This is a genomic window from Acinetobacter sp. LipI_19, from assembly GCF_058242925.1.
The window spans coordinates 3,755,618-3,781,145 of the sequence record NZ_JBZAYK010000001.1 but is presented as its reverse complement, the minus strand read 5'-3'; the positions used below and the strand labels follow the sequence as shown (position 1 = coordinate 3,781,145).

The 25,528-nt window shown below is 37.9% G+C and carries 25 protein-coding genes and 1 pseudogene; 18 read left to right on the top strand and 8 right to left on the bottom strand.

From position 1 onward, the window contains the following. Nucleotides 1-9 precede the first annotated feature (9 nt). Complete coding sequence (locus tag AC4CVF_RS18200) at nt 10-1,686, top strand: AlwI family type II restriction endonuclease (RefSeq protein WP_490789799.1); 1,677 nt, start codon at nt 10-12, stop codon at nt 1,684-1,686. Between the two features lie 259 nt (nt 1,687-1,945). On the opposite strand, the gene AC4CVF_RS18195 is transcribed toward AC4CVF_RS18200, so the two are convergent. Beyond that, complete coding sequence (locus AC4CVF_RS18195; protein ID WP_490789798.1) at nt 1,946-2,623, bottom strand: hypothetical protein; 678 nt, start codon at nt 2,621-2,623, stop codon at nt 1,946-1,948. Between the two features lie 88 nt (nt 2,624-2,711). On the opposite strand from AC4CVF_RS18195, the gene AC4CVF_RS18190 reads away from it, so the two are divergent. The 6 genes and pseudogenes from AC4CVF_RS18190 (at nt 2,712) to AC4CVF_RS18165 (ending at nt 6,251) form a co-directional block, all read left to right on the top strand. Continuing rightward, a complete protein-coding gene (locus tag AC4CVF_RS18190; RefSeq protein ID WP_490789797.1) occupies nt 2,712-3,035 on the top strand; it encodes a hypothetical protein in 324 nt (107 codons plus the stop codon). A gap of 2 nt (nt 3,036-3,037) precedes the next feature. Further along, the gene (locus tag AC4CVF_RS18185) at nt 3,038-3,868 is read left to right on the top strand and encodes a hypothetical protein (RefSeq protein WP_490789796.1); all 831 of its coding nucleotides are present in this window, start codon (nt 3,038-3,040) and stop codon (nt 3,866-3,868) included. Nucleotides 3,869-3,888: 20 nt separating this feature from the next. Next, on the top strand, nt 3,889-4,404 hold the full coding sequence (locus AC4CVF_RS18180) for a hypothetical protein (RefSeq protein WP_490789795.1): 516 nt from the start codon (nt 3,889-3,891) through the stop codon (nt 4,402-4,404). A gap of 234 nt (nt 4,405-4,638) precedes the next feature. Then, nucleotides 4,639-4,941 (top strand): transposase family protein, encoded by a 303-nt coding sequence (locus AC4CVF_RS18175; RefSeq protein ID WP_490789794.1) that lies wholly within the window; start codon nt 4,639-4,641, stop codon nt 4,939-4,941. Next, nucleotides 4,889-5,359 (top strand): annotated as a pseudogene (locus AC4CVF_RS18170) (transposase family protein). Before AC4CVF_RS18175 ends, AC4CVF_RS18170 begins: the two are co-directional and overlap by 53 nt. Before the next feature lie 133 nt (nt 5,360-5,492). Beyond that, nucleotides 5,493-6,251, top strand: coding sequence for an SIMPL domain-containing protein (locus tag AC4CVF_RS18165; RefSeq protein WP_336952507.1), 759 nt, complete (start codon nt 5,493-5,495; stop codon nt 6,249-6,251). A gap of 120 nt (nt 6,252-6,371) precedes the next feature. Here AC4CVF_RS18165 and AC4CVF_RS18160 read toward each other — a convergent pair whose 3' ends face one another. Continuing rightward, nucleotides 6,372-7,691, bottom strand: a complete 1,320-nt coding sequence (locus AC4CVF_RS18160; RefSeq protein ID WP_336952506.1) for a DUF445 domain-containing protein — start codon at nt 7,689-7,691, stop codon at nt 6,372-6,374. A 28-nt stretch (nt 7,692-7,719) separates the two neighbouring features. Continuing rightward, nucleotides 7,720-8,286, bottom strand: a complete 567-nt coding sequence (locus AC4CVF_RS18155) for a CC0125/CC1285 family lipoprotein (protein WP_336952505.1) — start codon at nt 8,284-8,286, stop codon at nt 7,720-7,722. 222 nt (nt 8,287-8,508) lie between these two features. Between AC4CVF_RS18155 and AC4CVF_RS18150 the strand changes: the two genes are divergently transcribed. Continuing rightward, on the top strand, nt 8,509-9,036 hold the full coding sequence (locus AC4CVF_RS18150; protein WP_336952504.1) for a dihydrofolate reductase family protein: 528 nt from the start codon (nt 8,509-8,511) through the stop codon (nt 9,034-9,036). A gap of 100 nt (nt 9,037-9,136) precedes the next feature. Here AC4CVF_RS18150 and AC4CVF_RS18145 read toward each other — a convergent pair whose 3' ends face one another. After that, the gene (locus AC4CVF_RS18145; RefSeq protein WP_336952503.1) at nt 9,137-9,676 is read right to left on the bottom strand and encodes a DUF924 family protein; all 540 of its coding nucleotides are present in this window, start codon (nt 9,674-9,676) and stop codon (nt 9,137-9,139) included. 210 nt (nt 9,677-9,886) lie between these two features. Between AC4CVF_RS18145 and gshA the strand changes: the two genes are divergently transcribed. From gshA to AC4CVF_RS18130, 3 genes are all read left to right on the top strand, one after another. Then, nucleotides 9,887-11,464: a glutamate--cysteine ligase gene (gshA, locus tag AC4CVF_RS18140; RefSeq protein WP_419819765.1), complete on the top strand. Its 1,578-nt coding sequence runs from the start codon at nt 9,887-9,889 to the stop codon at nt 11,462-11,464. 28 nt (nt 11,465-11,492) lie between these two features. After that, nucleotides 11,493-11,987, top strand: coding sequence for a disulfide bond formation protein B (locus AC4CVF_RS18135; RefSeq protein WP_336952501.1), 495 nt, complete (start codon nt 11,493-11,495; stop codon nt 11,985-11,987). A 122-nt stretch (nt 11,988-12,109) separates the two neighbouring features. Further along, nucleotides 12,110-12,577, top strand: coding sequence for a hypothetical protein (locus AC4CVF_RS18130; RefSeq protein ID WP_419326930.1), 468 nt, complete (start codon nt 12,110-12,112; stop codon nt 12,575-12,577). 36 nt (nt 12,578-12,613) lie between these two features. Here AC4CVF_RS18130 and AC4CVF_RS18125 read toward each other — a convergent pair whose 3' ends face one another. Next, a complete protein-coding gene (locus tag AC4CVF_RS18125) occupies nt 12,614-13,945 on the bottom strand; it encodes a PGAP1-like alpha/beta domain-containing protein (protein WP_419360603.1) in 1,332 nt (443 codons plus the stop codon). Nucleotides 13,946-14,188: 243 nt separating this feature from the next. On the opposite strand from AC4CVF_RS18125, the gene AC4CVF_RS18120 reads away from it, so the two are divergent. From AC4CVF_RS18120 to urtE, 7 genes are all read left to right on the top strand, one after another. After that, complete coding sequence (locus tag AC4CVF_RS18120; protein WP_336952498.1) at nt 14,189-14,773, top strand: YqiA/YcfP family alpha/beta fold hydrolase; 585 nt, start codon at nt 14,189-14,191, stop codon at nt 14,771-14,773. A 16-nt stretch (nt 14,774-14,789) separates the two neighbouring features. Continuing rightward, the gene (gene parE, locus AC4CVF_RS18115; protein WP_004718669.1) at nt 14,790-16,670 is read left to right on the top strand and encodes a DNA topoisomerase IV subunit B; all 1,881 of its coding nucleotides are present in this window, start codon (nt 14,790-14,792) and stop codon (nt 16,668-16,670) included. Between the two features lie 574 nt (nt 16,671-17,244). Beyond that, a complete protein-coding gene (gene urtA / locus AC4CVF_RS18110) occupies nt 17,245-18,534 on the top strand; it encodes an urea ABC transporter substrate-binding protein (RefSeq protein ID WP_336952598.1) in 1,290 nt (429 codons plus the stop codon). Between the two features lie 101 nt (nt 18,535-18,635). Further along, nucleotides 18,636-20,276, top strand: coding sequence for an urea ABC transporter permease subunit UrtB (gene urtB, locus AC4CVF_RS18105; protein ID WP_490789793.1), 1,641 nt, complete (start codon nt 18,636-18,638; stop codon nt 20,274-20,276). Nucleotides 20,277-20,280: 4 nt separating this feature from the next. Then, on the top strand, nt 20,281-21,351 hold the full coding sequence (gene urtC, locus AC4CVF_RS18100) for an urea ABC transporter permease subunit UrtC (RefSeq protein WP_004718664.1): 1,071 nt from the start codon (nt 20,281-20,283) through the stop codon (nt 21,349-21,351). Then, the gene (urtD, locus tag AC4CVF_RS18095) at nt 21,351-22,187 is read left to right on the top strand and encodes an urea ABC transporter ATP-binding protein UrtD (RefSeq protein ID WP_004718659.1); all 837 of its coding nucleotides are present in this window, start codon (nt 21,351-21,353) and stop codon (nt 22,185-22,187) included. Before urtC ends, urtD begins: the two co-directional genes overlap by 1 nt. 10 nt (nt 22,188-22,197) lie before the next feature. Next, nucleotides 22,198-22,896, top strand: coding sequence for an urea ABC transporter ATP-binding subunit UrtE (urtE, locus tag AC4CVF_RS18090; RefSeq protein WP_056517139.1), 699 nt, complete (start codon nt 22,198-22,200; stop codon nt 22,894-22,896). A 62-nt stretch (nt 22,897-22,958) separates the two neighbouring features. On the opposite strand, the gene AC4CVF_RS18085 is transcribed toward urtE, so the two are convergent. From AC4CVF_RS18085 to AC4CVF_RS18075, 3 genes are all read right to left on the bottom strand, one after another. Continuing rightward, complete coding sequence (locus tag AC4CVF_RS18085) at nt 22,959-23,699, bottom strand: hypothetical protein (RefSeq protein ID WP_336952494.1); 741 nt, start codon at nt 23,697-23,699, stop codon at nt 22,959-22,961. 105 nt (nt 23,700-23,804) lie between these two features. Further along, on the bottom strand, nt 23,805-24,308 hold the full coding sequence (locus tag AC4CVF_RS18080) for a GNAT family N-acetyltransferase (RefSeq protein ID WP_419326934.1): 504 nt from the start codon (nt 24,306-24,308) through the stop codon (nt 23,805-23,807). Nucleotides 24,309-24,421: 113 nt separating this feature from the next. Continuing rightward, the gene (locus AC4CVF_RS18075; protein ID WP_004718652.1) at nt 24,422-25,144 is read right to left on the bottom strand and encodes an outer membrane protein OmpK; all 723 of its coding nucleotides are present in this window, start codon (nt 25,142-25,144) and stop codon (nt 24,422-24,424) included. Nucleotides 25,145-25,528: the final 384 nt, after the last annotated feature.

The window sequence follows — 25,528 nt, the reverse complement described above, 5'->3', positions numbered from 1 at the left end:
TTTATAATTATGAGTACGTGGCTTTTTGGAAATACAACAGTACGTAGCCCATTTAGACTAATTGATGGGCTTAAAGTTTTTGCTTCAACTAATGGGGATATTAGAGGATCCAGGGAGAAAGAATTAGTATTCTGTAAAGCATTAGTTGATGGTGGAATTATTAGTTCTAGTTTTGAAGCAGAGGATATCTCTGGCTTTAGTGATACTACATATAGTGTTGGTAGAAAATGGCGTTCAGCTTTAGAAAAGTTGGGATTTATAGAAAAATTTAATCAAATTTATGTTTTAACTGAAAATGGTAGAAATCTTCTTAATAGTCAGACTTTACAGTCTGATCAGGAATGCTATTTAAGATCATTAATTTTATATTCGTTTGGATCTCAAAATTCAGAAGGTCCAATGGGGAATTTTTCTCCTTTAATGCTAACACTTCACATCATGAAGAGATTAGAAGATAGAACAGGGACTAGTAAAGTTTCATTCCACGAAATGGCTGCAGTTATTCAATTAACTTTTAGCTATAGTGATATAGATCAATCTGTTGATGAAATAATTTCTATCCGAGCGAGTCGACAATCAGCTATATCAAAAAAGAAATTTGATAGAGAATTATATGAATCTAAGTCAGCGCAAGCATCTATTAGTGCTTCTAGTATAAAAGATTATGCTGATACTAATTTGAGATATTTGAAAGCTACAGGTTTGTTTACAGCTTCAGGAAAAGGTATAGCCTTTATTGAAGATAAAAAACTTGTTATTGATAAACTACTAGAAATGTATCAATTTTTTGATATAACTTCTTCTGAATTAAAAATTCAAACTGGTGCTCCACTACCAACAGATAATCAAGAAACCAATGTACTATTAATTGCTCAATTAGAAGAAACATTACAACGAAATAGAATTACGTTTGAACAAAATAGTTCTATTAACCATGCTGCAATAGGTGAGATTAAAAACTATAGATATCATCTTGAAGAGTTACTTTTCGAAAACAATGAGAAAAAATTTGCTCAAAATCAAAAAAATGAATGGGATGAAATTCTAGGGTATATGCAATTATTGATTTCACATAGAACATCATCTTTGGAGATTGGTGATAAAGAAATTTCTATTCCATCTGGAGAAAGACCAGCATATTTTGAATGGGTATTATGGAGAGCATTCTTAGCTTTAAATCACTTGATTATTGAACCTCAACAATGTCGAAGATTTAAGGTGGATCAGGATTTTAAGCCTATTCATAATGCTCCTGGTGGCGGTGCTGATGTAATCTTTGAGTATGAAAATTTTAAAATTCTTGGAGAAGTTACATTAACTTCGAATTCTAGACAGGAGGCTGCTGAAGGTGAACCTGTAAGACGACATATTGCTTTAGAAACCGTAAGTACACCTGATAAAGATGTTTATGGTTTGTTCCTTGCACTTACTATAGATACCAATACAGCAGAGACATTTAGGCATGGGGCTTGGTATCATCAAGAAGAACTTATGGATGTGAAAATTGTGCCATTAACTTTAGAAAGTTTTAAAAGATATTTGGAATCGCTAATAGAGAGAAACCAAGTGAGAACAGGTATTTTTAGCTTAAAAGAAATGATAGACGGAACCTTAGAACTAAGAGAGAGTTTAACGGCTCCACAATGGAAAACTGAGATTACTAATAGGTTTAATGCAAATCTCTAATTACTTAGTTCACCTAAAATTAATATAATACAGCTTATGCGAAATACTTTAAATTTCTCTATAAGCATCAATATCTTAGTCAAAGCCGTTCTAGAGTTCAGCGCACTAGAACGGCTTTTGATTGATTTTTCACGTTCCACGCTTTTTAATCCAATTTTTACAATATCAAAAAATTTTATAAATCCTTTTATGTTATAAAATATTTTCAACATATGATGTCAAAACATAGAATTGTATGACGCTAATGTTTATAGCTTAGTTACAAGCATTTTACTTCTAAAGATTCATCCTGAGTATTTGGAACATGAACAAAGATGTACTTATCCTTAGTTTGAAAAAATATATCAAAGCTTTGGCTCATTAAGGGATCATACTGGCTTTGTTTCTGATAAATCGGTGCTATTCGATTGATGTAATAATTTATCCAATCCGCTTCATTGCTGAAAGATGAATAGTCTTCGAGATCTCTATAGAGATATTGTAGATCTGTTGAAATTGCCTCAATGTTGGGGTGAAAGAGCCAAACCGATATATCCAGTGGTTTAACAGCAATCAAGTTGTAAGGTTGTAATGGATCAAATCGCTCGATTTTATAGAGTTGTGCACCATGTTCGCTATATCTCGAACACAACAATTTCGTATTTTCTACTTGGAAACATTCTTTTCCAATTTCTAACTCTCTCATCTGCCTTGAAACTTCAAGACATTGAGGACGTTTATTTAGATCGGAATGCGCTAATTTTTTAAATAATTCAATAGATCTACTGACAACGTAGCCTTCACCCGTACCTGTAATGATACCGTTATCCCACGGATAAATTTTTGAAGCCATTTCTATGTTGAATTGGCTTTCCGTTGTTTCTTTTAAAACAATTTTCTTATTGTCTGCTGCAATAATGGCGCTGTCATTTAATTGTATCGCAATGATAAAAGTCATAATTTTATTGTAAGTTTTGAGTTATTGAATTTTTATATTAAACTATATTTACAACTAATTTTATAAAAACTTAATAAAAAGGTGGGCTATGGCAGGTGGTTCTCAAATTATTATCAATAAAAATGGGATAACTATAATCACTCCAGCAAAGTTTGAAGTAAAAGCTGGGCAGCATATTTTTAAGAGCGGGGCAAAGGTGGAAACAAGATTACCTTTCCTCCCTGAAGGTACTACATACAATTTACGATATTTATTTACTGATGATAATGGAATTCCTTATAAAAATACGCCATATACAGCAATCTATCCGAATGGATCAGAAATACAAGGTATGACGGATAAGGATGGTTACTCATCTACATTCTTTTCAAATGAAGAAAAAGACGTCCAAATTCATTTGGAGCTAAAATAAAAATGGGTATTCCACCAAGAAAGACTTCAACAGCAAGAACTTCTACTCAAGCAAATAATACACAACATATTAAAATTACTAGAAAAAAACAATTATTTCTTTTGTTCTATACAACAGGAAATGCTCGAGGTGACAATTTGATGATGTACTCGGCAATAACAAGGCGTATAAATATTAAAAATGAAGCATGGTTTGATAAAGATCAACATTTAGTCTTTTTGGTGCCAATACAAGATATAGCGGAAATCATTACTACAGTGGCTAGCTCTATAACAAAAAGAGGGGGGATTGGTCATGTTGAGGTTAAAGAAGTAAGTATTTTTTCTCATGCATGGTTTGATGGTCCTACAGGCTCTACTGCGTGTACGGTTGACCCAGTAAGTATAAAACAGATGGGTTTATCAGGATGGAGCAGTATAGATTTTCAGTGGGCTAATAAATCCAAATTTATAATGTTTGGTTGCAACACAGCTACAGATGTGAAAGGTGCAAGAATCTTTGCTAAAGATCTATCTGATTGTGTTAATTTTAGAGATATTGAAGTGTGGGGACAATCTGCGCCAGCCAAACCATCTTTTTATCCAGATAAAAGAGATTCAAGTATTCTAAGAAATGATGACCAAGGTTGGCATGTGAATTTTACATATATGGTTGGATCAATGCCAGGTGATGGTTTAAGAGCTACTAGAGGTGTACCTTTACCATTTCCACCAGCCCAACCTATGAAAAAATATATAAATGGAAAATTGATTGAAAGAGCTTTTCAAAAGCAATTCAATGATCATGGTAACCATCATTATCCTATACCTAATATAAAAGAAGTAAGCTTCTAAGAATGATTAAGGATTTAACTATGGTTTTAAAGTTATTTACAATTTTTATAGGATTAATAGTTATGGTTTCATGCTCAAACATATCTTCGCAGAATTATGAAACAAAAGTAGATATTATCTTTGATAAATCTATAGATAATAAAGATTTAAAGTTGGTGGTAAATCCGTATGGGTATCTTTTGGATGGACATGAATTAAAAAAATACATAGGAAAAACTAGCAATTATACTGTTTTATTTAAAGATGGGAGAATGCAAAGTTATAAAAAAGAAAATATAAACACTTTTAGTGATTATTATATCTATGCAAAATATAAAAATCAGTACGCAAAAATGAAATATACCAATGGTTTAGTCATGGGTGATAATAAAACTGATATCAAAATATTTATAAATATGTCTGAAAATATTGCTTATTTATCTTCAAGTGAAACTGCTTCAAGTCCTGAAATTGTTCATCAAAATGCTTTTAAAAGTAAACAAGATTTTGATCAAGTTGATACAAAGATGTTAAAAATCTTGGATGATTTAAATTAAGAAATTTTTATGAAAAAACTAATATTTTTAATCAGTTTGGTGTTGATTTTAATAGTAAGCCTCTTTCATAAATCAAAAAATACTCATCGTTTGATGAATATTTATCCTGAAAAATTTATGATTTTCAATCATAATCTGTGTATGAAATATCTCGATTCAAAAAAGCTTTCTGATTCCCAGTTTAAGCGTTATACAGACATATCTCGTTCAACATTTTCTCTAATGGTTGAACGAATGCAGATGCAAATTCTATCTAAAGGCAGACCACCGAAACTGTGTTTTGAAGATCAAGTACTACTCTGCTTAAGCTATTGGAGAGAATACCGAACCTTATTTCATGTTGCAGCAAGTTATGGTGTATCAGAGCCAACAGCTTCCAGAATTGTTCGTCAAGTTGAAGATAGTTTAATCCAGTCAGGTTTGTTTAATTTACCCAAAGATATCCCCGAAGGTGAAGGTATAGACTGGAATGTGGTGATTGTAGATGCTACAGAAACTCCAATTCAAAGACCTAAAAAAACAGAAGAAAAGCTATAGTGGTAAGAAAAAGACTCATACGCTTAAGGTACAAGCGATTATTCACTGTAAAACTCAGCAAATACTAAGTTTATGCATGAGCAAAGGCGCTGTACATGACTTTGAACTGTTCAAACGCAATCTGCATTTAGTCCCAACAAATTCATTTATTCTGGCAGATAAAGGTTATTAAGGAATTTATACTATATATCCCAATAGCTTGTTACCGTGCAAGGCTAAAAAACGTTGTGAATTAGATTCTTTACTAAAAACATATAATCGAGAAATTAATAAAAGAAGAATAGGGATTGAGCATGTATTTGGAACATTAAAGACTTTCAAAATTCTTGCAGAGCGTTATCGAAATAGAGGGAAAAGGCTTGGCTTAAGGTTCAATTTGATTGCAGGAATTTATAATCTAGAACTGAGTAAAAAGTGAGTTATGAAAGAAGTCTAATCTTTATAGGCGATGCAAACCATAAAGCAATATTGTTTATAGAGTCAAAGTAAGTTGACTTGCGGTAGGATCCTGACTATAACTTATTTATAATAATTTTAGCGATACTACAATAATGGAAAATAAATCAATCACATATAAAACTTTATGGGTCTTTGCACTCATTCTAAGTTTAGGATTCATTATTTCCGCAAGTGTCTTGGGCTATGCACTTAAGCAGTTTAATGGAGAAAAAAATTCAATAGTCGTCAAAGGGTTGGCTGAAAAACCCATACAAGCGGATTTAGCACGCTGGGAAATTCATCTGCAAACCAGTCATGCTTCAGACAGTGTTTCAGCCGCCTATCAATTGTTGGATCAAGAAATAAAAGCGTTACAAGATTTCTTTGTTGAGCGTGGATTTAAGGCAACAGAAATGAAATTGGGTAATAAAAGCTCTCAACCCTATTATGAGGAAGTTAATCAGGGAGATGGGAAAGTTACCCGTGAGTTTAGAGGTTATACTGCGATGCAGTCGTTGGTGATTGATAGTCGTGATATTCAAAAGATTGAAAAAGCAGCAAAAGATGCTTATTTATTAGATGAAAAAGGCATATCCATCGAGCAGAAACCGCAGTATTTAGTGTCAAACCTAGAAGAAATAAAAATGTCATTGATCGCCAATGCAACTAAAAATGCGCATAGTCGCGCCAATGAGTTTGCAAAGGTCGGAGGGGTAAAAGTCGGTGCGATGCGTTCTGCAAGTCAGGGAGCGTTTTATATTTTACCTGAAAGTGGTTCTGATGATGATAGCGATTATGGCGGTGCTTATGACAAAGCCACCATTAATAAAATTGCGCGTGTTGTCGTGACCATCAATTATGCGATTGATTGATACAGTTGATAAAAAGTCCAGTGCTAAAAAATGGGAGCTAGACTCCCATTTTTTTATGATTTAAATATGATTCATCACGATTAGCCAAATACCTAAGATAGAATCCATTTTATTGTATTCTTAAATCGCAAAATCAATCACAGCACGAATCACACCTAAACTTAGACCAATAAATGCGCCTACTACAACACCATTGACACGGATCATATGTAAATCACCACCTACCTCATTTTCAATCTTGGCGATCATTTCGGTAGAGTCCCATTCATGGATACGTTGACTAATAAATTTAATCACTTTCTCACTATATTGGTCACTTAAATTGATGGCAATTCCGCTGATTCGATCATTCAATAATTCTCGTACAGACTGATTTTGCATCAAGTTTTCACCAAGCTGTTGAATGGCGATACGTAAATTCATGGCAATACCCGAGTCTGCTTTAAGCAAGTCAGATTTAACCGCATCACATAAAATCACCACGGCACCAGTAATAAAGTTGAGTACCGGTTCGCTGTCTAAAAGAGCATTCTTGGTTTCATTTAAACTTATGCTGGCATGACTATTGTTATCCGCCAATTGCAACATAAGCTCATGTGCAGCTTCTTCAATTTTTTGACGAATAGGATGCTCGTGATCAGCAAGCATGGATTCCACTTTTTCAATCACTGAATCAATGGTCCGTTGCTCAACATCAATCCCAATCCAGCTGGCACCTTTAGCAAGACGGGAAACACCAAGCTCTTTAAACATAGTTTGAGTGATTTCACGGGTTTTTTCAGGATGGGTCATCATCCATTCATGGGCAATATCCAGTCCACGTTGTAATACATCTTGATGAAAATCATTTTCTAAAACTGCGCGCAACATTTCACTTGCCAATTGGTTCATTCGAGTATTTCGAACCCATTGAACACTGTTGTTTTGAATAAAGCGTCCAATTTGGTCTTGCCCCACAAATTCAAAAATTTTCGGAACCGTTTGCTGAATTACGTCCACCACTTGACCGTTATTTTTAGGATTGGCCAGCCATTGACCGACAGCAAAACTAAGATCAATACTTTTTAAACTACGTTCAACAATTTGTGGAGATAGAAAATTCTCTTGGACAAATTTACCCATCGATTCCGCAATACGTGCTTTATTACGTGGAATGATTTCGGTGTGATCTTTTAGAAATTTAGGAATGGGAATTTTCCCAAAGGGATTACGGAACAATACGGTAATCGCATACCAATCGGCTAAGCCACCGACCACGCCAGCTTCAGCGCCCAGCATGAGAATATGAATAAACCAAGCGTACTCAGGCATCAGTTTGGCGGAAATGATCAAAGCAAACCATGCGACAACAGCCACCACCAAGGCGATGGTCGCAAAGCGTTTGCTTCGATCTAAGTTTGGAATTTCATTAAGAACTTCACTTTGTTCAATTCCGCTCATTCATTTTCCTAAATAGATTTCTGCATTTTTATTTCGTTGATGTTACCGCATCAGGCTGTGGTTGCAGTACTTGTCCTGTCGGACTAACACCATATTTTTGTCCTAAAGATTGCAAAATCAGACGAGCGTCAAATGCATCATTCGGCGATGATTTTTTATCTTTATAACATTCTATCGTATAGGAAATTTGAACAGGGTCAATGGTCACGACTTGTGGCATATCATAAAATGGGTCATTCCAGAACACAGGATGACGACGATAGCCCCAGCCATATGGATAGTAGTTTGATGACGGATAAACTACTGCTTTACGAGGCGGTTGCTGAGTTCGATTGCTTGGGTCATCTAAAACCTTGAAGTAAGTAAATCCATTTAAAAGCGTTGTTTGTGCAGCTTTGACAAGATTAATTTCTTCAGCTGTTCCAAAACTCATATTGCTATTACCTTGGAAACTGATGCGATAGCTATGATCATTGAGAGGTACCGTGGTGTATTGTCCAAGCTGGTCAAAGGTACGCGGTTTGCTAGGGGTCGTTGCACAACCTGTGAAGGTGAGTGCCACCGCAATAACCAGACCAATGAGTACTTTGTTCATGTGTCTCTCCTTTCCATTCTTCTGGATGGAATTTAATGAATTTTTAATCCACTGTATATTGTTCTAAATTGATGGACTGACAATGAATTTCAAGAAGAATTTTGTTAATTCAAGATGATATCGATCAGGGAAAATGGTTGTTCACATAAAGTTTAAACAGTAAGCCCAGTATTATGCGTATTTGATCCATAATAAAAATGGACCTTGTTTATAGAGAAATTAATGAGTATTCAAATCAAAGGCTATATTGCAACAAGCGCAGATGGCTATATTGCAACACTAGATGGTTCTGTAGATTTTTTAGCGCCATTTCAAAGTATTGATTGTGGATATGATGATTTTATCCAAGATATCGATATTGTGATTATGGGGCGTAAAACCTATGAAGTGATTTGTTCTTTTGGTGAGGCGTGGCCTTATCCAGACCAGAAAGGATTTATCGTCACTTCTAATCCTGATTTAGCTTTAACTCATGCCTCGCTTTCGCGGTGGAACTTAGGTGTGGATGAACTTGTTGAGCACCTTAAACAGAATTATAACGGTAATGTCTGGATTGTCGGTGGAACACAATTGCAGAATACCTTTATTGAACAGAAGCTACTCAATACCTTAGAAGTTTTTATCATGCCTGTTCTTCTTGGAAAGGGCATACCGCTCTTTCCAAGTTTTGACTCGCGTGAACAGCAGTTAAAGTCCATACATGCTGAAATGATTGAAAATACCATTATTAAACACAGCTATGTTTTCTAAAAGTTGATGATTGTTGTGGGTCATTATGATTTAGATAAGGTACTAAAACAGATTATGCAAAATATTTCTGCATAAGCTGTTTAGATGAAAATGAATAGGATTAAAAATGACTATTTGGCTGTTTTAAAAATTCAATTTCTTCTACCGTTGAGCTTCGCCCTAAAATTTGATTACGGTGAGGATAACGCCCAAAACGATCAATAATCACTTTATGCTTTTTCTCAAAATCTAGATTGAGTGGATTGCCCAACTCTTCAAAAAGTTGTAAAGCTTGAATATGGATAATTTTTGATTCACTGTGCATAAATGGCATATACAGGAATGAACGCTGTTCAGGGCTTAATTGCTGATCTAAATTTAGCTGAATGGCTTCTTGTGATAACGCAAGTGCCAAGGCATCTTGTGCAAAAGATTCAGCATGATCTCTATACAAATTACGCGAGAATTGATCCAAAACAATAATTTCAGCCAAGCGACCTTCTGCTGTGGCGCGCCAAGTCCATAGTTCACAATGTTTGGCTTGATCTAAGGTATGTGCAAATCGCTGGTGCAAAGTTTGATCGAATGCGTCACTTTTAGCGAACCAAAATGGCTGAGTTTCTTCACTAAACCAAAAATCGATAATTTCTTGATAATTCATAGTAGTTACAATTCTTTAGTGATGATTTTTCTATAAAATCACAAATTTTAAATGTCTTGTAGAGGTAGTTTGTGTTAAAAACTTTTCCGAAATAAAATGAATAATTGATTTAAAACAACGATGCTTATACGTGTATATCGATAAATAACGTTATACTGCGGGCATCAAAACATTTTATTTTAAAAAATTCTTTAAGATAAGCGAGTAAGTATGAGTCAACCCGAAACGATTTCCCAATCATTAGTACCAAATTGGGTGGATTCTACCTTATTCAGAGGCATGTTACGTGGCATCGAACGTGAAAGCCTGCGTATGCAAAGTAATGGCTTTTTATCACAGGCTGATCATCCTCAGTCTTTAGGCTCAGCCCTAACACATCCGCATATCACCACAGATTATTCAGAAGCTTTGATGGAGTTTATTACCCCTCCCAAAGAAAGCATTCCTGAAGCCTTAAACTTTTTAACAGATGTACATGCTGTTGTGCATCGTCATTTAGAAAATGGTGAAAAGTTGTGGACTTTGTCCATGCCATGTATGTTGGATGACAAAGAAGAAAATATTCGTTTGGCGCAATATGGCACATCTAATATTGGTCAATTTAAAACTTTATATCGTCATGGCCTAGGCATTCGTTATGGTCGCCGTATGCAGACAATCTCGGGTGTGCACTATAATGTATCTTTTCCAGATGCGTTATTTGAACAATTACAACAACACGAAAGCAATGAAGCACTTAAAGCATTAAGCCTGCAAGATTATCGCAGTCATCGTTATCTTGGGTTAATCCGTAACTTTATTCGTTTAACTCCTCTAGTGATGTATTTAGTAGGTGCAAGCCCTTCAGTCTGTAAATGCTTTATGACAGGGCGTGAACATCAATTGTTGCCTTTAATTAAAGGCACATTATTTCTACCTTATGCAACAGCATTGCGCATGGGGCGTTTTGGTTATCAAAATTCCGCACAAAAACAATTGGGTATTCATTACAACAATTTAGAAAGTTATGTGGCTGAATTACAAAAAGCGGTTAATTCCCCTTATGCACAGTTTAGTCATTTAGGTTTAAACGATGCCAATGGTAAGCCGATTCAAATTAATGATCACGTCTTACAAATTGAAAATGAATACTATAGCTTAGTACGTCCAAAACAAGTGCCACAAGAAGGGGAAACTCCTTCTCAGGCCTTGTCAAATCGTGGGATCGGCTATGTGGAATTACGCGCGGTAGATGTAAATCCATACAGTGCAATAGGTATTGATGAAGATACAGCAGGCTTCTTGGAAGTGGTTGCGTTGTATTGTTTGCTGAAAGAAAGCCCTGATCTATGGGATGAAGAACAAGATATTATTGAGCAAAACCAAGCTGAAGTGGTCAATCGTGGTCGTGCACCAAATGCGAAAATCATTGATGCAGGTGTTGAATATCCATTACTTGGGTGGATTCAACAGCATGTCACCGCCATGCAACCCCTTGCAGATTTATTAAATCAATCCTATTCAACGGATTTATATCGCCAAGCGATGATAGTGATGCAAACACGTATTGATGATGTGGATGAAACACTATCTGCGCATGTGATTGCCGATACTGTAGAGCAAGGTGGTACATGGAATTTTGGTGGCTATATGGCCAATCAGCATATCCAAAGTTACGAACAACATGTATTAAGTCCAGAAACTTTAGCGTATTTTGAGGGGCTTACTCGAACATCTCTCGCAGAACAACAGCAACTTGAACAAAATACAAGTATAAGTTTCGAGGATTATCTGAGTAAATTTAGATAAAGCATTGATTAGATAATGAGGAAGTTCCATGCAATGGCGTAGTTATCGCTTCGTAAGTGGTCTTTTATTTTTGGCAAGTGTGATTGGTATGTCATTTGCGCTCTATTTAGAGCATGTACAAGGGCTTGAGCCATGTCCATTATGCGTATTTCAACGTATTGGATTGATTGGCCTAGGGCTAATTTCACTGATTGCCTTTTTGCATAACCCAAAAACAAATGTATTTAAACGCATTTATAGCTTCTTGGGTTTCGCTGCAATTTCTTGGTCAGTTGGTGTTGCCGCTCGCCACGTGTGGCTACAGAACTTACCTAAAGATCAGGTTCCAAGTTGTGGGCCAGGTCTAGACTATTGGGTAAATACATTGCCTTTAAAAGCGGTGTTTGAAAATGTCCTTAAGGGTTCTGGCGAATGTGCTATGGTCGATTGGACTTTTTTAGGACAATCTTTACCCGTTTGGTCATTATTGTTTTTTAGTGTATTAGCATTGATCAGTCTGTGGCAGTTGTTTAGAAAGTACTAATTTAAAACATCAAGAGCCAGTCTAAACTGGCCCTTTTTTTCAAATAAACTTCATTGATGTATAAATCAAGAAAAATCATAAATCATAAAATAAATTTAGCTGGGATCAGCATACTAGTCTGCTTGTCAACGGCACAAGTCTCTGCAAAGCTAGTCACTGTGATCAGTAAAGATGTGTCTTGTCAGTTTAAATCTGAATTTGATGACACTATCCCAGCCGACATTTCCTATATAAAATTGGGTGCTCAGCCATTTAAAAAATTTATTGTCGATCCAGATTATTTTTCAAGTCGAATTGAAGACTGTCAGTTGCATGGTGGCAGATACTACGTATTGTCCGTATCACAGAGCCATCCTGCTAGAACGCTTGCCCAGTCGCTCATTGAGGTGACGCAATTTGATTTAACAGGTAAAAAACTTAGCCAAAAGAATTATAATAAAGCTTGGACTTGTGAATTAAAACAAGGCTTTATTGCAAAAAATCAAGGCTTAATGATCGATACACAATGTGCAGAAAAATCAAACTTTGATGAATATGGTGACATGATTGATCCTCATCAGAACAAGTCTTATCAAATTGAAGTGAAATAGCAGAAAAAAGCGGATTGAAGATCTGCTTTTTTACGATTAGGTTTCAACAATCCCTTGCATACTTTCTAATTTAATCAAATATTTGCGAATTTGTTCTTCCGCCAACTCATCATGGTGCGGATAAAACCATTTGGCAATTTGTTCCGAAACCAAAGGATGATATTGAATCTCAAGATGGTTTAAGCCATAAAACACAGCTTTATGCGATTCAGGTAATTTTAACTGGAAACGTGGGTTCGGATGTTCACCCAAGGCACTTTTAACACTGACCAGATAGTCGCCAATCACTTTTAAGGTGCGGTTTTTGCGGTTTTCAAATTCTAAGGTACCTGCAATTAAAAAGGTATTGATATGAGAGGGTAGCGGAGCGGGTTTACGGTTGTCATCCATCAAACCAATACGAGCATTGTTATGCTCCCAGTCATCATCTCGAACACTTCCATAGCGCAAGTCTAAGATGCCATTACTGCGGATATTGACGATATGACTGATCATTTTAACAATAGGAAAATTACCCACTTTCTCTTGCATGGCAAATCCGAAACGTTCTAATAACGCACCATGATGCGGAGAACCAATACAAACTAGATTCTCTACCATATGGAACCACTGGTGCATGTTTTGTTTGCCATAGAACAGCGCACTGCGAGATACCAAGCCACCCATACTGTGCCCAATTAAATCAATACTGGTAATGCGAGGGTTACGTTTCACTAAGTCTTCTAAAAGATTTGCTAATGAACGTCCATTGGCTGAAATTCTGCGCCCAGTATTGTAGTGAAAATACAACATGGTGTTGTGATCACGCTGGGCCAATAGTTTCTCACCAATACCGCCATTGTTACGGTTGGTCCAATCTTGATAATTCATACATAAACCATGTGAGAAAATCACTACACGTCCAGCCAAATCACCTTGCTGTAATGCACCATAATGATCATAGAGTACAGGTGAGAGTGCCAGAGGATTATGGCTCGCTAACAAATAATCGCCCAATACCCCATTTAAAGCACTGACTAAAAAAGTCATATGGGAGGTCAAAGGCTTATCATGCAAATTTGGAAAACGTTCAATGGTTTTACGTAAAACTGGAGCAAGCAGATGGCTACCATAATTTTGCAACGCGTGATAACCAAATTGATAGAATTTATCGACAATTGGACGTGACTGAAATCGTTTGGCTTTTTGTTTACTTAAGCCAAAAATACTCAGCAACATTTCGCGTTGAATCGACTGGATGAAGTCTTGAACCATGCCACTGAGTGGCGTACTCACTAACTGCGCTAAACCTTCTAATACGTCGGCCTGACTTGGAGGCGAGCGATCCCACTTACAATAGGTTTCGTGTAAAGGGGTTAAGCTTGGCATTGTTATTTCCTCATCCATATTGATCTGGAACAAAGACTTTATTTTTGCTGTAGATCAATGTATAAATCCCTAGGCAATCATCTTATCTTGTTCATCCTGAACGCTATTTAAAATACCGATAATTGCGATTATGTTTTAGTTTTTTGTCGGACAATATCACGACATATACAAATTAAAACAATAATGTGATTCAAATCACATTAAAAACTAAAACATTGGTGGTAAAAAAGCAAACTATTTTCAATGAATATTATTTATTTACATGGTTTTAAAAGTAGTCCTTTATCAATAAAAGGGCAACAATTAGATGATTATTGTCGATGCTATTCATCGCATAGTGTGCATTTGCCTGATTTAAACCAACATCCGCAACTGGTTTTAGATCAAATTTCAGCGCTCATTGAAAAATTGCCTGATGTTGTACTGGTGGGGAGTAGCTTTGGTGGATTTTATGCGACACAATTGGTCGCAAAATATGGTGTGCCTGCTGTTTTAATTAATCCAGCTATGCGACCATGGCAATTGTTCAGTAACTTATTTGGAATTGAACAGATTCCCTATAAGATCAATGAAAAATGGACTTTAGATCGTTTACAACTTGACTACTTGGAAGCGATTGCCGTGCCATTTGTACAAGATGCAGACAAAATACTGGTCTTATTGCAACAAGGTGATGAAGTTTTAGATTATCGTGACGCTGAACGGTATTATAGTGCAGCTCCACACACATCATTAATCATGACAGAAATGCATGGTAATCATGCGATGGAAGATTTTGCAGATAAAATACCCATGATTCTGGAATTTTTATCATACTCCGTAAAATAAAAGGAAAAAACTCAACGTGTCTCAATATACGGCCCAATCACTTGAAGTATTATCTGGTCTAGATCCTGTACGTCGCCGTCCAGGTATGTATACCGATACCACTCGTCCAAACCATTTGGCGCAAGAAGTAATTGATAATGCTGTCGATGAGGCACTTGCAGGACATGCCAATAAAATTACTGTTACAGTATATAAAGATGGTTCGTTGTCGGTCGAAGACAATGGGCGTGGTATGCCCGTCGATATTCACCCTGAATATGGACAAAGCGGGATTGAAATTATCCTAACGAAATTACATGCTGGCGGTAAATTTAGCACTGATAACTATCAGTTTTCGGGCGGTTTGCATGGTGTAGGGATTTCAGTGGTCAATGCCTTGTCTGATCGTGTTGAGGTTGAAGTTCAACGCCACGGCAATCTTTATAAAATGGCGTTTGAACATGGTGAACCTGTTGCGCCTTTAGAGGTTTTAGAAGGCAAAGCGCCAAAACGTGCTACGGGGACAACAGTACATTTTTGGCCAGAAGCAAAATATTTTGACTCACCTAAATTTGCTTTAAAAGCGTTAAAACATAATCTCAAAGCCAAAGCTGTATTGGCTGCTGGTCTACAAATTAATTATATTGATCAGATTAATGACGAAAAAATTGAATGGCAGTTTGAAAATGGTCTCGTCGACTATTTGATGGATGAATTACAAGATCGTGAAATCATTCCAGATCCTGCCTTTGTCGCAACGGGTGAAGCTGAACGCGCCAGCGCTGAGTTTGCAATTTGCTGGAATGCTGAGGGTGGTGAACAAATTCAGGAAAGTTATGTGAATTTGATCCCAACGGCACAAGGAGGAACCCATGTAAACGGGTTACGCTCAGGTGTTACTGATGCGATGCGTGAGTTTTGTGAGTTACGTAACTTGTTGCCACGTAATCTCAAATTGTCTGCTGAAGATGTGTGGGATGGGGTTAATTATATTCTGTCGCTTAAATTCCAAGAGCCACAATTCTCAGGACAAACCAAAGAACGTCTTTCAAGCCGAGAAGCATCCAACATTGTTTTAAATATTGCCAAAGATGCTTTTGCGCTTTGGTTGAATCAGAACTCTGAAGTGGCCATGCAATTGGCTGAGATTGTGATTGCGAAAGCGGGTCGCCGTTTAAAAGCAGCGAAAAAAGTTGAACGTAAAAAGATTGTTGCTGGTCCTACCTTGCCCGGAAAACTATCAGATTGCGTCGGTCATACCCTTGAAGAATCGGAATTGTTTATCGTCGAAGGTGACTCTGCCGGTGGTTCTGCAAAACAAGCCCGCGATAAAAACTTCCAAGCGATCATGCCGATTCGTGGGAAAATTTTAAATACTTGGGAAGTGTCTTCTGACGAGGTGTTGGCCTCTCAAGAAGTGCATAATATTGCGATTGCAATCGGTGTAGATCCGGGCAGTGATGATCTTTCCGAATTACGTTATGGCAAAATTTGTATCCTTGCCGATGCCGATTCAGATGGTTTACATATCGCGACCTTGCTGTGTGCACTCTTCGTCAAGCATTTCCCTGCAATGGTCGATGCTGGACACCTTTATGTTGCAATGCCACCATTGTTCCGTATCGATGATGCCAAAGATGTTTACTACGCGCTTGATAACGAAGAGTTAGAAGCTATCTTAAAGAGAGTTAAATCTAAAAACCCGCAAATTACTCGATTTAAAGGTTTGGGTGAAATGAACGCCAGTCAATTGCGTGAAACCACCTTAGATCCGAATACACGCCGTTTGGTGCAATTGGATTTGGACGACACGCATCACACAACAGGTTTACTGGATAAATTACTTGCCAAAAAAAGGTCAGGTGATCGTAAAGACTGGTTAGAGCAAAAAGGAAACTTAGCTGATTTGAGTGTTTGATTATCGAACTCATTCATATTTGAAAAATGATGCCTCAGTGCATCATTTTTTTGATACCTCTTAAATATCGCATTGATGTAAACAGAATTATATTCTTCGTAAAACAAAATATTTCTGTATAGCCTTTCTATTTTTTCTCCTATTCTTTTACCTCTGCTCCATCCATCTCAGGGATTGGATTATTACGTCAAAATCGTTTGGTGCTGTAAAGCAAAATTCATTAAGAAAGCTTAAAAATTTAATTTTGGGTCAATTTTTTGCACCCTCATTGCTCATTTTAAATAAAAAAAATCGCACTTAATTTGACCAGTATGACTTTTAATCTCGCACTTTCACCTGATCAACACTCGCACTATTGAGTCGTTGAAAGGCATTTAATGCTTATCAATGCACGTCCGATTTATATAAAAATAATAGTGACTAATATTTTGATTTTATTATTTTTTATCATGAAATATATTCAACGATAAAAGCACAAATTCTCCACTTGGCATAAAAATTGAATTAAGCCTGTCAGGTAAAAGCAAAATCGCGCATTCAAAAATGCACCAAAAGGTTTGGAGAGAAAAAGATGATGTTCCAACAAAAAATGTTTTCAAAAACACTTCTCGCTGTGGCAATGATGGGGAGCATTGCGCTGACAGCTTGCTCAAAACCAGCAGATAAAACGGAAGCGAAACCCGCAACAGAAAATAAATCGGCAACTGCAACAAGCGGTGACACAATTAAAGTGGGCATCTTGCATTCATTGTCTGGAACAATGGCTATCTCTGAAACGTCGCTTAAAGATACGGCACTTATGGCAATCAATGAAATTAATGCCAAAGGTGGGGTGATGGGGAAAAAGCTTGAGCCTGTTGTCGTCGATCCTGCATCAGACTGGCCATTATTTGCTGAAAAAGCCCGCCAGTTGATTACTCAGGACAAAGTCGCTGTCATTTTTGGCTGTTGGACTTCAGTTTCACGTAAATCAGTGTTACCAGTTGTAGAGGAGCTCAATGGTCTGTTGTTCTATCCAGTGCAATACGAAGGTCAAGAACAGTCTAAGAATATTTTCTATACAGGTGCAGCACCCAATCAACAAGCGATTCCTGCTGTTGAATACTTAATGGGCGAAGAGGGAGGTAAGGCACAACGTTTTGTCTTATTAGGTACCGACTACGTCTATCCACGAACCACCAACAAAATTTTACGTGCATTTTTAAAGTCTAAAGGCGTTGCCGATGCAGATATCATGGAAGAATACACGCCGTTTGGACACAGTAATTATCAAACCATTGTCGGCAATATTAAGAAATTCGCTGCGGGTAAAAAGACCGCAGTTATTTCCACCATCAATGGCGATTCTAACGTACCGTTCTATCGTGAATTAGGTAACCAAGGCATAAAAGCTTCGGATATTCCTGTGATGGCCTTTTCAGTCGGTGAAGAAGAATTACGCGGGATTGACACCAAACCATTGGTCGGGCATTTGGCATCTTGGAATTACTTCATGTCTGTGAAGAATCCAGTGAATACCGAATTCGTCAATAAGATGAAGCAATACGCAGTTGAATATAAGCTTCCCAATGCCAGTAAATTGGTGACCAATGATCCAATGGAAGCCACCTACGTGGGTATCAATATGTGGAAACAAGCCGTTGAAAAAGCGGGAACAACGGATGTAGATAAAGTCCGTGAAGCAATGGCAGGTCAAAGCTTTAAAGCACCGTCAGGCTATACCTTAAGTATGGATGCTACTAATCATCACTTACATAAGCCTGTAATGATCGGTCAAATTCGTGGTGATGGGCAATTTGATGTGGTTTACAAGAGCCCTCAACCGATCAAAGCGGAACCATGGAGCCCGTACATTCCTAAATAAAGACTTTACGACCCCAAAAGCCTGCTACATGCGTAGTGGGCTTAACTGATGACTAAACTTTAAAGGTCATTGTATTTAAACAAAAATAGGGGGAGTTGCACATGTCACTTAGACTGAAACTCGCAGCACTTTTTTTTACGATTTCTCAATTATTTCTTATTCAACAGATTTTTGCTGAATCTGAGCATAGCGCGCAATCGTCATCTGCTCAGGCAGTGGTAAGTCATGATGATGCCATTCAAAAATTTGTACGTGCAGATTTCTCAAACCGAAGAGCGATGTTGAATCAATGGCCGGCAAGTATTGACGAGCTTGATAAGTTGGTGGCTTATGTCGAAAACGACGAGCTTTATACCGACAGTTCAGGCAATACCTACATTATGAAAGCTGGAGACAAGCTGTTCAGTTATCCAGATGAACAGGCAATTACTGATTGGCCAGGTGATTTAAATCAAGTGACGTTGGTCAACACCTTGCACAAAGCCTTGAACTTTGGTCAGGCGAAGATCAAGTTACAGTCCCAAGATGCATCACAGAGATTGGCTGCGATTGATATCTTGGAGAACAATTTAGATGAGTTGGATATCAAAGCCATCAACCAACTTTATCTCAATGAAAAAAATAATAAAGTGAAGGCTCGTTTAGCCCAGTTAAAAGCACGAATTGATTTTAATAGTCCAGATACACTCACCAAAATTCAAGCGGTCAAAACGCTAAAAGATTCTAGTCGCCCTGATGTTTTGGCGATCATCGAACAAGCGCTAATACAGCCACACTTAAATCCAGAATTAAAGGCTGCATTGGTCAGTGCGCAAAGTAGTATTAAAACCCGAATTCAAGCAAGTGAATGGACAGGACATGTTTTTTCAGGCTTAAGTACTGCAAGTATTCTTTTGCTTGCAGCATTAGGACTGGCGATTACATATGGCTTACTGGGGGTGATCAATATGGCGCATGGCGAGTTGATTATGATCGGTGCTTATACCACTTATGTGGTGCAAAGTTTCTTTAAAATCCATTTGGGTGCTTATGTCGACTGGTACCTGATTGCAGCAATTCCAGCAGCATTTTTAGTCAGTGCTTTAATTGGTATGCTGATAGAACGAACCGTGATTCGTCCCTTATACGGCCGTCAGTTAGAAACCTTGTTGGCGACCTTTGGTGTCAGCCTTATTTTGATGCAATTGGTACGGATGATCTTTGGTGCACAGAATGTTGAAGTATCAAATATTTCATGGCTTTCAGGTGGAATTTCGCTTACACCTAGTTTGATGCTGCCCTATAACCGTATTGCCATTATCGTCTTCACCATCACTGTATTACTTTTACTGGTTTATCTACTCAATAAAACCCGATTCGGTTTATTCGTCCGTGCAGTCACGCAAAACCGTCAGATGGCACGTGCTGTAGGTATTCGTTCTGCACGAATTGATATGATGGCCTTTGGACTGGGTTCAGGACTTGCAGGGCTGGCAGGCTGTGCCTTGGCACAAGTCGGTAATGTCGGACCTGACCTAGGGCAAAACTATATTATTGATGCTTTCCTTGTGGTTGTAGTGGGTGGTGTTGGTCAAGTTTGGGGCGCAGTGCTTGCCGCATTAGGTTTAGGTGTGAGTGGAACAATACTCGAAATTGGTATGGGCGCAGTGCTCGCCAAAATTATTCTCTTGGTTCTTGTGATTCTGTTTATTCAAAAACGCCCACAAGGTTTATTCGCTATCAAAGGTCGTTTTGTGGAGTAAGCCTATGAAAATCACATCATTACTTTCAGATAAACCCTATAGTGCAATCGCCATAGCTGTATGTTTCGCTGTGATGCTGATTCTGCCGTGGTTTCATGTGTTGCCACAAGATTCAGCATTACACCTCTCAGCATATTGGGTGACTTTGATTGGCAAAATCATGTGTCTGGCCTTGGTTGCACTAGCTTTGGATCTGGTCTGGGGCTATGCCGGCATCCTGAGTTTAGGCCATGGATTATATTTTGCTTTGGGTGGTTATGCTTTTGGTATGTACCTGATGCGAGAGTCAGCAGGCGAGCAATTGCCTGACTTTATGCGTTTTCTCAGTTGGACTGAGTTACCTTGGTATTGGGTCGGAACCCAGCACTTCTTATGGGCTTTGGCTTTGGTGATTTTGGTACCTGGTGTGATTGCCTTTATCTTTGGATTCTTTGCCTTCCGTTCCAAAATTAAAGGTGTGTACTTTTCGATTATCACCCAAGCTATGACTTTTGCTGCAGCACTGTTGTTTTTCCGCAATGAAACAGGTTTTGGTGGGAACAATGGCTTTACTGGATTTAAAACCATTCTTGGGATGGATATTACCTCTGCTTCTATGCGAGCAACATTGTGTTTCCTTACTGCCTTAGTGTTGTTACTGAGTTTTATCGGCTTACGTAGTTTAATGAATAAGCCTTATGGTCGAGTGTTGGGGGCAATCCGTGATAGCGAAAACCGGTTGCAATATTTAGGCTATCGTACCCTGTGGTACAAACTGTCGGCATGGGTCCTTTCAGCGGTGATTGCCGGAATTGCTGGTGCATTGTATGTCCCACAAGCAGGCATCATTAATCCAAGCGAAATGAATCCTGTGAATTCGATTGAAATGGCGGTTTGGGTTGCAGCAGGTGGTCGTGGCACATTGATTGGTCCAATTCTAGGTGCAGGTCTGATCAATGGAGTTAAAACCTATTTTACCGTTGCATATCCTGAAATATGGTTATTGATCCTTGGTGCATTATTTATCGTTGTAACCATCTTCCTCCCTAAAGGGGTGATTGGATTGCTTGAGCGCTTTAAAAAGGAGGATCACTAATGTCAGAGCTATTGTCAGATTTGGGCTTAAATTCGCAACATGGTGGTCAAATCGGTGAGGGCTATGGTCGTCCTAAAGCTGAAGGTGCTGATTTCAGCCATGGTATTGCACTTTACTTAGAAAAAGTCAGTGTATGGTTTGATTCTTTCCGGGCTTTAAATGATTTGTCTCTTTACATTGAAGAAGGGGAGTTGCGCTGCATTATTGGACCAAATGGTGCGGGAAAAACCACATTGATGGATGTCATCACCGGTAAAACACGCCCTACCGAAGGTTCTGCCTTTTTTGGTCAAAACTATGATCTTGCCAAAATGAGTACAGAGCAAATTGCAGAAGCGGGTATTGGTCGTAAGTTTCAGAAACCAACTGTATTTGAAAATTTTACCGTGATGGAAAATCTGCTCCTTGCTGCACCAAAAGACAAAACTGTGAAAAAAAGTTTTTTTAGCAAGTTAAGTCCCGATGCACAGTTGGCTTTGGATGAATCTTTGCAACAGATTCGTTTACAAGAGTTTATTCAAAAGCCTGCGGGATTGTTATCACATGGACAAAAGCAGTGGCTTGAAATTGGCATGCTGTTGATGCAACGACCTAAACTGATCTTGTTGGATGAGCCTGTAGCGGGAATGACCGATGCTGAAACTGAACGGACAGCAGAGTTATGTTTGGAATTAAAAAAGAATCATACCTTGGTTGTGGTCGAGCACGATATGAGCTTTATCGACACCATTAGTGAGAAAGTTACGGTTCTGGCACAAGGTGCCATTCTAGCCGAAGGAACTTTGGCGGAAGTACAAGCCAATGAAGATGTGATTGAAAAGTATTTAGGACGTTAAGGGGAGCAATATGCTAGAAATAAAAGACGTCAATCAATTTTATGGGGGCAGTCACATTCTCCGTGATGTGACTTTAACTGCGCCGATTGGTGAGTGTTCTGTGGTTTTAGGACGCAATGGTGTGGGTAAAACCACCTTATTAAAATGTTTGATGGGAATTTTACCGATTAAGTCTGGGCAAATCTTATTGGATGGCAAAGACATTGCTAAAATGAGCCCTGAACAGCGTGTACGCGCGGGTTTGGCCTATGTTCCTCAAGGGCGAGATATTTTTTCTACACTCACAGTAGAGGAAAATATTTTGATTGGCATGGCAAAATTTTCTGGTGCAAAAACCCGTAAAGTCCCTGAGCATTTATATGAAATTTTTCCTGTCTTAGACGAAATGAAACATCGCCGTGGCGGTGATTTATCGGGTGGGCAGCAACAGCAATTAGCCATTGCACGTGCTTTAGCATCGGAGCCGAAAGTTTTGATTTTAGATGAGCCGACCGAAGGAATTCAGCCTTCGATTATTAAAGATATTGGTCGAGTGATTCGAAAATTGGCAGATGGTGGCGAAATGGCGATTGTACTGGTCGAGCAATTCTATGATTTTGCCGAGGAGCTGGCCGATAACTATACCGTGATGGCACGTGGTCAAGTGGTTGCACAAGGCATCGGTGAAGAAATGCCTGAAAAGGGGATTCGTGATTTAGTGGCAATTTAACAGAATCGTGAAAACATTTTGTTTACCTCCCTGAGTCAAGGGAGGTGTGGTTAAACCCTATATTATTGAGGCTCAACTTTCTGATAATAGCCTGTTGATGAAACATTCATCCCAAAGCCACAATCGGCTTGTTCATTTAATTCTTTCACTTTAATAAAATTGCCTAAAGAGGCGTTATAAGTGAAATTGATGTCAATTTGACAATTTTCAAAACGATAGCTTGCTTTCTTGGCATGAAGTGGCATTTCTGTTTCAAATTCGCCAATATTTGGACCATAGATGAGACTTCGAGCACCCATCCATAGACCAGTGAACTGAATGAGATATTTCTGATCACGTTTTTTAATGGTGATATTGTTCCATTCGCCAAAACCTGCATAACTGGCATATTCTCCTGTTAAGTCATTGTTTGGTTTTGGTGTTACTAACTTTTTTAAATTAAATTGACTGGTTTTTGTGGGTTTAATTTGAAACCACGCTCTTGCCCATAAGGGTTGATTGAGTTTGCTATACGTTAAACCCACATTATTATTGGCAATGTCGATGTCATTATCTGAAACCCGAATACCAGCCTCTTCTTCACCCACAGACTGACAAAAAGCACTCCAAGATGCTTGTCTTTGAAACTGATCAAGCGCTTTTTTATAGTTTTTCTGGTCGTAAAATTTTTGTCCCAATTTACGATATTGACTGAGTTTGGCACAACCCTGTTTTATATTTTGTTCATCGTAGTCAGCAGCATGGCTTGCTGTATTAAGTATCAATGCAAATGGTGCCAATAGACTGATTATAATTTTATTCATCGATATTCGCTCTGAAGTTCAGCAATATTGTTTATGGTTATACAATAAATTTTGAAAAAACGACAAAAAAATTTACGACGGATGCTGTATAAATACTGCTCTATTTTAATCAAAATTTAATTGCATCAACACCAAATCACGCCACTGCCCAAATTTTTGTCCGACTCGTGGCATATAACCTGTTTGTTTAAATCCGAGTTGTTGGTGTAGATAAATCGAACCAGTATTTTCGTGGTCAATTGCAGCAACCATAACGTGGATATTGTGCTGTTGAGCATGTTCAATCAATTTCAGCATTAAGCGTTTGCCGAGCCCTTGTCGAGTAAATTCTGGGTCGATATAAACAGAGTGCTCAACTGTATATAGATAACCGTTGATTGCTCTAAAGCTTGCATAATCGGCATAGCCTGCAATGGCATGAGTCGCTGTTTCTTCAGCAACAAAAAGTGGAAATTGCTGTTGTTGTAATTCTAGAAACCACTGCTGGTAATCTGCGAAAGTCTTTAATTGGCTGTTCCATGTTGCTAAACCTGTTGCAATTTCATGATTATAAATACGCATAATCTCAGTTAGGTCAGAAGCTTGAGCAGGGCGGATCTGAAAATTCATGGATACAGGTCAATGGAAAATTGATAGGGGTATTCTAAAAAGATTTATTTTTAAGGGCAATAAAAAAAGCAAAACCGAAGTTTTGCTTTCTGATCAATGGATTTAGCTCAGTCTTAGAAATGATACTTGATTAAAGCGCTGACATTATTTTCGTCTTTGCCTGGAACACCGTATTTGTTGTGCCATACAGAGTGTTCAACACCAAGATATAGACGGGTATCTGGAGAAATGTGTTTACCCGCATTCCATTTCCATTGTGTCGTCCAGTTCAACTCGCTTGAGTGTGCAACTTGATCTTTTTCTGCAGTTGACCAATCAAGGAAACCGTCCACAAGGAATTCTTCAGATGCAATTTTAAATGGAATTCCATAGGTAAATGTCAATTGATAGTCATCTTCTTGGATTTCATTATTGGCACGGTAGAAATTTAATTGCGCATATTGAAAATAAGGAATGGCTAAATCAACACCAACACCGTATAGGTAGTTGTTCATGTCTTTACCACCTTCCCAAGTGGTTGCAATTAATACGTCTTTAATTGGGCCTAATTCAAGTTTTTTCCCAGAAACAGCACCTAAGCTAAGACGTGGAGAAACCTCAAAATAAGTATCCGACTGACCATCACTGTTGGTACGGTCAGCAAAGGCAAAGAAATCACCGTATTTAAGTTTGGCAGCATACTCAAAAGTGATAGTAGATTGTTTCTCATCTGGTGTTAGTTCATAGTTTTCACCATAAAGACCAGTAATACTAAAATCTTGCCAAACAGGCGCAGCTTGAGCCAAAGTTGCAGTTGAAGCGATTGCGCAGATAGCCGCAATTTGTGTAAGTTTCATGAATTCTTCCTTTCCCCCAAGAAAAGCGCTTCAAGAATACAGATTCTTAAATAAAAATAAAGCGAAAATTAGATGGAATGAAAATAAATATGTAAACATCAAGAGGTGAAATGTTTTAAAACGTGAGTCGCATATTTAAAGCAAAGATTTAAAATTTATATCCATTAAAAGTTTAAGAATTAAACATAGTTGATGTTTTTAGTCAGAATTAGTCATTAAAAAATCAATTAAATCATTTAATTATAAAGTAACGTAACAAGATGTCATTTTTCATATTCTTTTCATAAAAAAGTTAAAAATCTACTTGCATATTTTCCAATATGGCCTGATATTGAATGTATAAGAACACCTATCTGCAGATCGTTAAAAGTGTTCATCTTTGCA